Annotated in this window: 13 protein-coding genes and 1 pseudogene; 7 read left to right on the top strand and 7 right to left on the bottom strand. The window is 66.0% G+C overall.

The genetic code is table 11. From position 1 onward, the window contains the following. Both G552_RS15390 and G552_RS0112045 read left to right on the top strand, forming a co-directional pair. Positions 1-310: integrase core domain-containing protein (locus tag G552_RS15390; RefSeq protein ID WP_156890739.1), on the top strand; the 310-nt coding region annotated here is incomplete at its 5' end. Between the two features lie 86 nt (positions 311-396). Continuing rightward, positions 397-1479, top strand: a complete 1083-nt coding sequence (locus G552_RS0112045) for a TRAP transporter substrate-binding protein (RefSeq protein ID WP_027883266.1) — start codon at positions 397-399, stop codon at positions 1477-1479. Positions 1480-1522: 43 nt separating this feature from the next. On the opposite strand, the gene acuI is transcribed toward G552_RS0112045, so the two are convergent. Continuing rightward, on the bottom strand, positions 1523-2503 hold the full coding sequence (gene acuI, locus G552_RS0112040; protein WP_027883265.1) for an acrylyl-CoA reductase (NADPH): 981 nt from the start codon (positions 2501-2503) through the stop codon (positions 1523-1525). Positions 2504-2546: 43 nt separating this feature from the next. On the opposite strand from acuI, the gene G552_RS0112035 reads away from it, so the two are divergent. Next, on the top strand, positions 2547-3383 hold the full coding sequence (locus tag G552_RS0112035; protein ID WP_027883264.1) for a sulfurtransferase: 837 nt from the start codon (positions 2547-2549) through the stop codon (positions 3381-3383). 51 nt (positions 3384-3434) lie between these two features. Continuing rightward, entirely contained in the window at positions 3435-4295 is an 861-nt protein-coding gene (mqnP, locus tag G552_RS0112030) for a menaquinone biosynthesis prenyltransferase MqnP (RefSeq protein WP_027883263.1), read from the top strand. Here the strand turns inward: mqnP and G552_RS0112025 are convergent. Next, a complete protein-coding gene (locus G552_RS0112025) occupies positions 4292-5344 on the bottom strand; it encodes a pyridoxal-phosphate-dependent aminotransferase family protein (RefSeq protein WP_027883262.1) in 1053 nt (350 codons plus the stop codon). The genes mqnP and G552_RS0112025 overlap by 4 nt on opposite strands. 19 nt (positions 5345-5363) lie before the next feature. After that, positions 5364-6929: a phosphoglycerate dehydrogenase gene (gene serA, locus G552_RS0112020; RefSeq protein WP_027883261.1), complete on the bottom strand. Its 1566-nt coding sequence runs from the start codon at positions 6927-6929 to the stop codon at positions 5364-5366. Between the two features lie 139 nt (positions 6930-7068). Between serA and G552_RS0112015 the strand changes: the two genes are divergently transcribed. The 3 genes from G552_RS0112015 to G552_RS0112005 are packed head-to-tail and all read left to right on the top strand — an operon-like array spanning position 7069 to position 8706. Next, positions 7069-7632 carry a cob(I)yrinic acid a,c-diamide adenosyltransferase gene (locus tag G552_RS0112015; protein ID WP_027883260.1) on the top strand — a complete coding sequence of 188 codons (564 nt, stop codon included), beginning with the start codon at positions 7069-7071 and terminating at the stop codon, positions 7630-7632. Positions 7633-7642: 10 nt separating this feature from the next. Further along, positions 7643-8407, top strand: coding sequence for a cobalamin-binding protein (locus G552_RS0112010; protein WP_027883259.1), 765 nt, complete (start codon positions 7643-7645; stop codon positions 8405-8407). Then, complete coding sequence (locus G552_RS0112005; protein ID WP_027883258.1) at positions 8404-8706, top strand: hypothetical protein; 303 nt, start codon at positions 8404-8406, stop codon at positions 8704-8706. Before G552_RS0112010 ends, G552_RS0112005 begins: the two co-directional genes overlap by 4 nt. Here the strand turns inward: G552_RS0112005 and dtd are convergent. From dtd to G552_RS15385, 4 genes and pseudogenes are all read right to left on the bottom strand, one after another. Further along, entirely contained in the window at positions 8696-9166 is a 471-nt protein-coding gene (dtd, locus tag G552_RS0112000; RefSeq protein WP_027883257.1) for a D-aminoacyl-tRNA deacylase, read from the bottom strand. The genes G552_RS0112005 and dtd overlap by 11 nt on opposite strands. A 19-nt stretch (positions 9167-9185) precedes the next feature. Then, positions 9186-10019, bottom strand: a complete 834-nt coding sequence (locus tag G552_RS0111995; RefSeq protein WP_027883256.1) for a DegV family protein — start codon at positions 10017-10019, stop codon at positions 9186-9188. A gap of 9 nt (positions 10020-10028) precedes the next feature. Then, positions 10029-10868 (bottom strand): DegV family protein, encoded by an 840-nt coding sequence (locus tag G552_RS0111990; RefSeq protein WP_027883255.1) that lies wholly within the window; start codon positions 10866-10868, stop codon positions 10029-10031. A gap of 123 nt (positions 10869-10991) precedes the next feature. Then, positions 10992-11315 (bottom strand): annotated as a pseudogene (locus G552_RS15385) (integrase core domain-containing protein); the annotation flags it as partial.

Below are 11315 nucleotides of genomic sequence, written 5' to 3'. Positions count from 1 at the left end.
AGTGGACGGGGGAGCGGAGTTCATGTCGGAGTTTGAGGAGGCCTGTGAAGGTCTCGGCGTCAAGCTCTTCGTCCTTCCCCCGAGGAGCCCCAAGCTCAACGGTCACGTGGAGCGGATGCAGCGGACCTTCAGGGACGAGTTCTACACCCGGCCCTTACCCTCGCAGATCCCCGAGCTCCAAAAGAAGCTTGACGCTTACCTCGACCACTACAACCGTGAGCGACCCCACCGGGCCCTAAACGGCCTCGCGCCCCTGGAGTTCCTGGCTATGATGCAAGAGGAGTCGGCCCCCCAGTCTCACATGTGTTGACCGATTACATGCCCTTGATGGATTCCCAGCGGGTGCATATAATCAACCCGCACCCATTTGTGCAGACACAACCTAGGAGGAAGCCGATGAAACGACGTGACTTTCTGAAGAAAGCAGCGGTTGGCACGGTCGCCGCCAGCACGGTGTTCGGCCCGGTATACGCCCAGACCCAGCCCCGCATCCGCTGGCGCATGGCCACCAGCTGGCCCCGCTCACTAGACACCCTGTTTGGGGCGGCAGAAACCGTGGCCAAGCGGGTCGCTGAACTGACCGAGGGGCGCTTCGAGATTACCCTCTTCCCCGCCGGCGAGATCGCCCCTGGCTTGCAGGTGCTGGACGTAGTGCAAGCCGGCAACGTGGAGATGGGCCACACCGCCAACTACTACTACGTGGGCAAGAACCCCTCCTTCGCCTTTGATACCGGGGTACCCTTCGGGCTAAACCCCCGCCAACAAAACGCCTGGCTCTACTTCGGTGGGGGGCTGCAGGCCATGCAACGCATCGCCGCCGACTTCAACGCCATCACCTTCCCCGCGGGCAACACCGGGGTGCAGATGGGCGGCTGGTTCCGCAGGGAAATCCGTGGGCCGGAAGACCTGCGTGGCCTGCGCTTCCGCATCCCCGGCCTGGGTGGCCAGGTGATGACCCGCCTAGGGGTCTCGGTGCAGACCCTGCCAGGGGGTGAAATTTTCCTGGCCCTAGACCGCGGGGCCATCGACGGGGCCGAGTGGGTAGGCCCCTACGACGACGAGCGCCTGGGCCTACACCGGGCGGCCCGCTTCTACTACTACCCTGGCTGGTGGGAACCCGGCTCCACGGTCTCGACCCTGGTCAACCTCGAGCGCTGGCGCAGCCTGCCCAAAGCCTACCAGGAGGCCATCATCAGCGCTTGCAGCGAGGCCAACGACAAGACCATGGCCGAGTACGACGCCAAGAACGCCCCCGCCCTGGCCCGATTGCAGCGGGCCGGTGTGCAGCTTCGGGCCTTCCCCACCACAGTGCTGCAAGCAGCCAACCGGGAAGCCACCGCTCTGTACGAAGAAATCGCTGCCAGGGACGCCACCTACCGCGGCATCTACGAAAACTGGAAAAAATTCCGCGATGATGTGCGCCGCTGGTTCGCCCTCAATGAGTTCCGCTACGACGACTTCATCCGCACCCTGCGCTAGTGGTCTGCCAGCACCCCCCACCCGGGGTGGGGGGTGCTGGCTTTTACGGCAAGCGCACCACCACCCGGCCCCGCACCTGGCCCTGCAAAATGGCCGGGGCCAGCGCGGGTACTTCTTCCAGGGGCACGGTCTTTAGGGTGGCTTCCAGCAGGGGCTTGGGCAGCTCGCGGGCCAGGCGTTGCCAGGCCAGAAGGCGTTTTTCCCTGGGGCACATCACCGAGTCGATGCCCAGAAGGTTTACCCCGCGCAGGATAAAGGGGAAGACGGTGGTCTCGAGCTTCGCCCCGCCGGCGTTGCCGCAGGCCGCCACGCTGGCACCGTAGGCCATGCGCGGCAACACCCCGGCCAGCACCGCCCCCCCCACGGTGTCTACCGCGCCACCAAAGCGCTCGGACTCGAGGGGCCTAGCCGGAGCAGCGAGGAGGCTGCGCTCTAAAACCTCGGCTGCGCCCAGCGATTTGAGATAGTCCTCCTCGCTCAGGCGGCCCGTGGCCGCCACCACCCGGTAACCCAGATGGGCCAGAATCGCAGTGGCCAGGCTGCCCACCCCACCGGCCGCGCCGGTCACCAGCACCTCCCGGCTTTTATCCAGACCGTGGGCCTCGAGGGCCATCACCGCTAGCATGGCGGTAAACCCTGCGGTGCCGATGCCCATGGCCTGCTGCAAGGTGAGCCCCTCGGGCAGGGGCACCAGCCACCCCGCCGGTACCCGGGCCAGCTCGGCTAGCCCGCCCCAGTGCCGCTCTCCCAGGCCCCAGCCGGTCAGGACGACCGCATCGCCCGGCTTGTACTCTGGCGAGGCCGACTCCACTACGGTGCCGGCCAGGTCGATGCCCGGCACCATGGGGAAGCTGCGGATCACCTTGCCCGCGCCGGTAATGGCCAGGCCGTCTTTGTAGTTGAGGCTGCTGTAGGCCACCCGCACCAGCACCTCGCCCTGCGGCAGTTCCTCTAGCTTTACCTGCCGAATCTGGGCCACGTAGGGGTCGCCCGACTCCACCACCAGTGCCTTGAAGGTTTGCATGGCTCTAGATTACCCGATAGGGCGGAATGTTAGGCTGATGCGTATGAACACCCCACTGGTCAGCGTCGAGTGGCTGCAGGCACACTTAGGCGACCCGAGGCTCCGCATCGTGGACTGCCGCTTTTCCCTGCAAGACCCCAAAGCCGGGCGCCAGGCCTTCTTGCAGGGGCATATCCCGGGGGCAATTTACCTGAACCTCGAGGCCGACCTCTCGGCCCCGGTGCGCCCCGACCGCCGGGGCGGGCGCCACCCCCTGCCCGCCCCCGAGGTTCTGGCCCAGACCCTAGGCCGCGTAGGCATCGGCAATGCCCACTGGGTAGTGGCCTACGACGATCCCCCTGCCGGAGGCATGTACGCCCCTCGGCTGTGGTGGCTTTTGCGCTGGCTGGGGCACGAACAGGTCGCGGTGCTGGACGGTGGCATTGGGGCCTGGCGGGAAGCAGGGTACGCCATCTCCACCCAGCCCGCCCAGTACCCCCCCACTTCCTTCCAGGCCCACCCCCGGCCCGAGCGGCTGGCCGATGCCGAAGCGGTGGCCCACCGCCCTGCGGGCAGCGTTCTGATCGACTCCCGCGCCCCCGAGCGCTACCGCGGCGAGGTGGAGCCCCTCGACCCGGTGGCCGGGCACATCCCCGGGGCCATCAACCGAAACTGGCTAGACGGCCTGGAGGCCTCGGGCCGCTTCAAAAGCCCCGAGGAACAGGCCCGGCGCTTCGCTGGCTTAGAGGGTGAGATTATCGTCTACTGCGGTTCGGGGGTCTCGGCCTGCGCCAATGTGCTGGCCCTCGAGCTCATCGGCAAAAAGGCCCGGCTCTACGCGGGTTCCTGGAGCGACTGGGTCTCCGAGCCGAGCCGCCCGGTGGCCAAAGGGGATACGTAAGGCCATGCCCCATGGCCCCGGCTACGGCAGGGTAAACTCGAGGCCAGAGCTATGGTGGCCCTTTCCAACCGACTCAAAACCTACCTCGAGCTCGTCCGCTTCGAACACACCCTGTTTGCCCTGCCCTTCGCCTACGGCGGCATGCTGCTGGCGGCCAAAGGCTGGCCGGGCTGGGAGATATTCGCTTGGGTAACCCTGGCCATGGTGGGGGCCCGCACCGGGGCCATGGCCCTGAACCGCCTGATCGACTGGCGCATCGACGCGGCCAACCCCCGCACCGCAGGCCGCCACCTGCCCCAGGGCCTGGTCAAGCCCGGCGAGGTGCTGGCCCTGGCGGTGGTGGGCCTTCTGGCCCTCACCCTGGCGGCCTTCAACCTCAACCCCCTCACCGCCCAACTTCTGCCGGTGGCGGTATTTTTTCTGGTAGGCTACAGCTACACCAAGCGCTTCACCTGGCTGTGCCACTTCTGGCTGGGCCTGACCATCGGGGCCGCCACCGCGGGGGGCTGGATTGCCGTGACCGGGGCATTTGAGCCAGCTCTGTTCGCCCTGTGGGCCGGTACGGCCTTCTGGCTGGCCGGCTTCGACATCCTCTACGCCACCCAGGATTTCAAGTTCGACCGCGCCTACGGCATCCACAGCGTGCCGGCCCGCTTTGGCATCCCCACCGCCTTGCGCATTGCCCAGGCGGCCCACGCCCTTACCTTCTTCTTCTTCCTGCTCACGGGCCTATTGAGCGGAGCGGGCGGGCTCTACTTCCTGGGGGTTCTGGCGGTGGGAGGGGTGCTTTGGTACGAGCACCGGCTGGTGCGGCCCGACGACCTGAGCAAGGTAGACCAGGCCTTCTTCCAGGCCAACGTGGTAGTGAGCCTGGGGATGCTCCTGTTCATCCTGCTGGACACCCTGGCCTAGCCCAGGACATCCCGCATCATCTGGGCCACCGCGTAGGCGTCGTAGAGGTCGGAGTAACCCATCAGCGAGAGGCGGAAGACCCGGCCCTTGAGCTGCCCCTGCCCGCCGATGATGGTGGCCCCACGGGCAGCGAAGGCCTCCTTGAGCTGGGCGTAGCTCACCCCCGGGGGCAGGTAAAAGCAGGTGGTGGCCGGGCTTGGCACCTCGGGCACGGGCTGTAGGCCCAGCGCCTGGCCGGTGGCATAGAGCAGGTCGTTTTGCTGCTTTTTGAGGGCAATATGCTGGGGCAGGTGGGGCAGCAGTTCCTCCAGCACGGCGGCGGTGGCCGCCACCAGGTTGATGGCCGGCGTCCAGGCCGACTCGCCCGAGGCCTGCACCTTTAGCTCAGAGGCCAGGTTCAGATAAAAACCGCGGGGCTTCAGGCGCTCGATGGCCCGGGGCGCCAGGGCCGCATAGGCCAGACCCGGCGGGCACATGAGGCCTTTTTGCGAACCGCAGGCGGCGGCATCCAGCCCCCAGCCCTCCAGCTCGAACTCACTGACGAACAGGCTGGTAATGGCATCCACCACCACCAAGGCCTCAGGGAAGCGGGCCTTGAAGGCCTGGGCCAGGGTTCGCACGTCGTTGAGGGCCCCGGTGGAGGACTCCGAGTGGGTGAGCAAGAGGCCGTGGAAAGGCCCCTCCAGGCCCTCCAGGTGCTCAGGCCGCACCACCCGGCCCCACTCCAGCTCGAGCCGCACCACCTCCAGCCCGGCCTGGGTGGCAATTTTGGCCCAGCGCTCGGAAAAGTTGCCGTGCACTGGCACCAACACCCGCTCTTTGGGGGCAAAGAGGTTGTGCACTAAAGCGTCCATGGCCGCAGTGCCCGAGCCGGTCAGCAGCAAGACCTGGCCCTGGGTACGGAAGGCGGCCTCGAGGCCCGCCTTGGCCTGCAAGAAGATTTTTTTGGCCGCCTCAGAGCGGTGGTGAAGCTGGGGCCGGGCCAGGGCTTCTAAGGCTTTGGGATGCAGTTCAACCGGGCCGGGGGTGAGCAAGCGAGGGCGGTACATGGCCTGCATTTTAATGGCCCTACAGCGCGGCCAGGTCTACCCGCTCCAGCACATCCAAAGCGCGTAAAGCCTCCAGCACCGCCTCGCTGGGGCGCTCGTCTACCTCCAGCACGAACAGCGCCCGGCCTCCGGGGGCGTCGCGCCCGAGCTGCATCCCGGCAATATTGATGCCGTTCTCCCCCAGCAACGTGCCCACCTTGCCCACCACCCCCGGGCGGTCGCGGTTGACGCAGACCAGCATGTAGCCCACCGGGACGGCCTCGAGGTTGTGCTCGTCGATGCCCACGATGCGGGGCTTGCCCCCCAGCACCGCCCCCCGGGCCCGACGCGACTCCCGGTCGGTCTCGAGGCGCACCTCCAGCACCTGGCGGTAGTCGAGCGGTTGCTCAATCTGGCGGGTCATTAGCGTAATGCCCCGGTCGCGTAGGAGAGGCCGGGCTGAGACCAGGTTGGTGGCCCCTGCCCCCAGCACCTGGTCGAGGAGGCCCTTGGCCACTGCTGAGGCAATGGGTTCTGGGTTCTTTTCAAAATCGCCGTAGTAGGCAACCTCCACCGTCTGGGGGCGTCCCTGGGTAATCTGGGCCAGCAGCTTACCCAGAGCCTCGCCCAGGGGCAGCCAACTCGAGAGCACCTGCAACCCCTCGGCATCGAAACCGGTGTTGAGGGCATGGGCTAGGTTACCCTTTAGGGTCTCGATCACCCGCTCCAGCACAGCCTCCCCCACCCGCTCCTGGGCCTCGAGGGTGTTGGCCCCCAGGTGGGCGGTATGCACCACCTTGGGATGGTGCACCAGAGGGTGCTCGGCGTTAGGGGGTTCCTCCACAAAGACATCTAAGCCCGCCCCCCACAGGTGCCCCTCGTCCAGTACCTCCACCAGGGCCTTCTCGTCGATGATGCCCCCTCGGGCAGCGTTCACCACCACCGCCCCTCTGGGCAGCAGGTACAGCTCGCGCCGGCCTATCATGCCCCGGGTCTCCTCGGTCAGGGGGGTGTGCACGGTGAGGAAGTGGCACTGGCGCAGCATATCGGCCAGGTCGTCGTAAAGCTCCACCCCCAGGGTCTGGGCCCGGCTTTGCGGGATGTAGGGGTCGTAGGCCAGCACCCGCATATCGAAGCCCTTGGCGAACTTGGCCACCTGGCTGCCGATGCGGCCCAGCCCCACAATCCCAATGGTTTTGTGGTTGAGCTCGAGGCCCAGATACTTGCGATCCCACAGGCCCTGGCGAATCTTCTGGTCGGACTCCACCACCCCCCGGGCCGTGGCTAGTAGCAAAGCCCAAGCCAGTTCGGCGGCCGAACGGGTGTTGGCCTCCGGCACGTTCACCACCAGGATGCCCCGGCGGGAGGCGGCCTCGAGGTCCACGTTGTCCACCCCCACCCCACCCCGGCCCACCACCTTGAGGTTGACCCCAGCCTCCAGCAGCTGGGCGTCCACCCGGGTACGGCTGCGGGTAATCAGGGCATCGTACTGGCCAATCACCTGCAGGATTTCCTCGCGGGGCATGTTGGGGCGGTAGTCGAGGCGCACCTCGGGGTTCCTGATCTCACCCAGCCGCATCTCATCGGTCACAAGCACTTTCCACATAGCGCACGCTCGCCAAAAGCGCTGGCGCCACAGCCAGACACGCCCCAAACCTTATCATCTTTGCCGGGTAGCACACAACTTGGAGCAACCCAAGGGCGGCCCATTTTCCAAGGAGGGGAACCAAGGTAAAGTAAAAAAGATGAAAATATACACCAAAACGGGCGACCAGGGCGAGACCGGCCTCTACGGCGCCGAGCGGGTAGGCAAGGATCACCCCCGAGTAGAGGTCTATGGCACGGTGGACGAGGCCAACAGCGCCATCGGCCTGGCCCGAGCCCTGCTGCCTCCGGCGCACAGCGACCTCCAGGCCGACCTAGAATACCTGCAAAACGCGCTGTTCGACCTGGGGGCCGACCTGGCCACCCGCGAGGGTGGCCCTTACGAGCGCAATCTGGCCCGTATCGATGCCAAGGATGTGCAGCACCTCGAGGCCCTGATCGACCGCTACCAGGAGGAAGCCCCCCGCTTCACCGGGTTCATCCACCCCGGGGGCCACCCCGCCGCTGCGGCGCTGCACCTGGCCCGCACCATCGCCCGCCGGGCCGAACGCTGCTTGGTGGCCTTAATGCGCCAGGAAAAGGTCAACCCCGAGGCCCTGCGCTACCTCAACCGGCTCTCCGATCTGCTGTTCACCCTGGCCCGGGTGGTCAACCAACGGGAGGGCTATAGCGAGGAGGGCTGGCGGGTCAAAAAGCGCCGCTAGGAGGGCAAGCATGCGTCTGGTCAGTCTGACCTGCTCCAACACCGAGATCGTCTGGGCCCTGGGCTGCTTGGACTGGCTGGTAGGGGTGGACGACCACTCCGACTATCCGCCCGAGGTGGCCCGGCTGCCCCGGGTGGGGCCGGACCTGCAGGTGGACCTCGAGCGGGTAGCGGCCTTGCGCCCCGACCTGGTGCTGGCCAGCCTAAGCGTGCCGGGCATGGAGCGGGTGGTGGAAGGACTGGCCCGGCGTGGGCTGCCTTACCTGGTGCTGGACCCCCAAAGCCTGGAGGAGGTCTACCAGGATATTCTCCGGGTGGCCACCTGGCTGGGGATAGCCTCTAAGGGCCAGGAGGTAGTGGCCGCCATGCGCCAGGAGATTGCCCAGGCCAAACTGGGCCTACCCCACTGGCCCCGCCCCCCCCGGGTGCTGGTGGAGTGGTGGCCTAGGCCCATCATTGCCGCCGGGAAGCAAAGCTGGGTTACCCAGATGTTGGAGGCGCTAGGGGCGCAGAACGCCCTGGCCCACCTCGCGGTGCGCTCCGCTGCCTTGACCCCCACCCAGGTAGAGGAGGCCCAGCCCGATGTAATCGTGGTCTCGTGGTGTGGGGCCAAGAAGCTGCGCCCGGAGGTGGTGCGGCAGCGGGGGCTCAGAGTTCCGGCGTTGCAAAACGGGCAGGTATTCGCCTTGGAGGAAGCCTATCTGGGCCGGCCCGGGCCGCGCCTGGCCCAGGGTGTGCGCAGACTGGCTGGCCTTTTGCGGGGGGTGGCGGTATGAAAGACGGCAAGGTCATGACTTTTTGGGTACGGCCTGCTGGGGCTAGAGTCCTCCCTCCGGCCAAGGAGGTCTTGCCGGGGGTGCTCGAGGCCTTCTACCAGGTCTTCCCCGAGTACCACGGCAGCCTGACCTGCATCCAGTCTCCCCGCCTGCCCCGCTATGTCTTTGTCTGCGCGGGGCCAGGCTGCAATGGCCTGCTGCCGCCCGCAGGCCGGTATCTGCAGGCCCTGCTCGAGCGGGCTTTTCCCGGGGCAGAGGTACGCCCTTATGGCAAAGCCTGGCTCGAGGCTAGCCGCTGAGGCGGCGGGGTAGGTAGCGCTCGCTCGAGTCCAGCCAGAGGGTCACCGGCCCGTCGTTGACCAGATGCACGGCCATATGGGCCTGAAAAACCCCCGTCTCGACATGCAACCCTTGCTGGCTCAACAGGTCGCAAAAGTGTTCATACAGCCGCCGGCCCTCCTCGGGAGCAGCCGCCTGGGTAAAGCTAGGCCGGTGGCCCCGGCGGAGATCGCCATACAGGGTAAACTGCGAAACCACCAGTACCTCGCCCCCTACCTGGGCCAAGGAAAGGTTCATCTTGCCCTCTTCATCGGCAAAAATGCGCAGCCCCGCAATCTTGCGGGCTAGGTAGGCCGCATCCTCCGGGGTGTCCCCCCGGCCTACCCCCAGCAGCACCAGAACCCCCTGGCCAATGGCCCCTACGGTCTGGCCCGCCACCTCGACCCTGGCCTCAGAAACCCGTTGTACCACCGCACGCATGAATACTCCAGCAGCGGATCTACGGGCCAGGGGCAGCGAACAGGGCCACCGTGCCGGGGCCGGTGTGGGCAGCCACGGCCGGGCCACAGGCGCGCACATCCTCCACCACCACCCCTTCCTGGCAGACCTGCTCGCGCAGCGCCTCGAGGCCCTGGGGGTTGTAGGCATGGGCCAGCACCACCCTGGCCCCGCTAGGATAGGCCCTATGGAAGGCTAGGGCCAGCAGCTGCAAGCCTTTGTGCCAGCCTCGAGCCCGCTCCAAGGGCCGCACTACCCCCTCCCGCACCTCCAGCACCGGCAAGAGCTTCAGTAGCGAGCCAATAAAGTGTTGCAGACCGCCAATCCGCCCCCCACGGTGTAGGTAGTCCAAGGTGGCTGGCAGCACAAAACCGCGCATCTGCCCAATTAAGGGGGCCACAGCCTCCTCCAGCTTTTCCCAGGCCACCCCGGCGGCGAGCTTGCGGCGGGCCTCCTCGAGGACAAAGGAAAGCCCCCCGTTGAGGGAAAGGCTGTCCAACACCTTGACCCGCTGGCCAAACTGCTCCGCCACCTTGCAGGCCGTGGCATAGGTACCGGAAAGCTTGCTCGAAACGTGCACCGAGACGATGCGGTCGAATTTCTCCAGCAGGCTTTGGTACAAGGCTTCCAGATCGGGGGCGGCGATCTGGCTGGTGCTTACCTTCTGGCCAGCGAGCTGGGCCTGGATCACCTCCTCCGGGCTAATCTCCACATAGTCGCGGTAGCTTCGCCCCTCGATGATGACCTGCTGGGGCACCAGGTGTATCCCCCGTTGGAGGGCCTCCTGGGGGCTTAGGCCCAGGGTCGAGTCGGCTACAAAGGCAGTGCGGGACATAGGCATCCCCTACAGGCTGTAGGCGTAGTAGCCATACAGCCCTGGCCCGGTGTGGGTGGAGATCACCCCACCGACCCGGCTGGTGGCCCGCTCTTCTAAAGGCAGCCCCGCCGCCGCCACCGCTGCCTTGAAGGCCGCTACATCGTTCTCCTCGGTGTTGTACAGGTAGTAGATGCGGATTTTCCGCCGCCCCTCCGCCCAAGCCCTGAGCGAGTCCACCATTTCGGCCAAGGCTTTTTTCTCGCCCCGGGCCCGCCCCGCAGCCTCGACCCGCCCTTCTTTGAGGGTCAGGATGGGCTTGATGCCCAGTAGCCCCCCTAAAAGGGCCTGAGCCCCTCCAATGCGCCCGTTCTTCTTGAGGTACTCCAGGGTGGCCAGGGTAAAGCGCACCACATGGTCGGCCCGGATGCGCTCGAGTTCCACCAGCACCTGGGCCAGCTCGGCCCCCTGGTCCAAAAGCTCCTTAGCCCGCTCCACCATCATCCCAATGCCCATGCTGGCCGCCAGCGAGTCGAAGACCGTAATCCGGCCAGGAAACTCCTGGGCAGCCAGGTTGGCCGAGGCCACGGTGCCAGAAAGCTTGGAGGATATGTGAATCGATAGCACGTGGTCGGCTTTTTGCAAGGCCTGCTCGTAGGCCGCTTTGAAGTCGGCGGGCGAAGGCTGGCTGGTGCTAGGCATGGCCGCCCCGGCGCTCACCCCCTGGAAAATCTGGGCCGGGGTAATCTCCACCCAGTCCTTGTGAATTTTGCCCTGAAAGTTGACGTAAAGCGGCACCACCGCTACATCCATCTCGGCAGCACGGGCTTGTAGATCGGAAGTCGAATCGGTCACGATAGCTACTTTCATGCTTGCTCCTGCGACGCGGCCCAATCTAGCCACAGGCCAGTATCGGCCCCTCGGTCGTAAAGACAGGCTATGGGCGCTTCGTCGTGGCGTAAGTCTAGCACAGGCCTTCACCTGGGTAAATGCTCTGTAATCGGTCAACACATGTGAGACTGGGGAACCGACTCCTCCTGCATCTTAGCTAAATACTCCAAGGGAGCAAGACCCCCCAGGGCCATGTGAGGCCTTCGGCGGTTGTAGTGGTCCAGGTAGGCATCCAGCTCTGCCTGTAGCTCGCTGAGCCGGGGGGGCAGAGGCCGGGTATAGAGCTCCTCCCTAAAGGTCCGTTGCACCCGCTCCACGTGACCATTGAGTTTAGGACTCCTCGGCGGCAGCACAAACAAGGCAATCCCCAGAGCACAGCAGGCCTCCTCAAACTCGGCCATGAACTCGCTGCCCCCATCCACCTGG

Origin of the sequence: Meiothermus rufus DSM 22234 (genome assembly GCF_000423425.1) — a bacterium.
Classification (GTDB): domain Bacteria; phylum Deinococcota; class Deinococci; order Deinococcales; family Thermaceae; genus Meiothermus; species Meiothermus rufus.
Note: the sequence above shows the minus strand (reverse complement) of the source record. Positions and strands in the feature narration are given on the sequence as shown.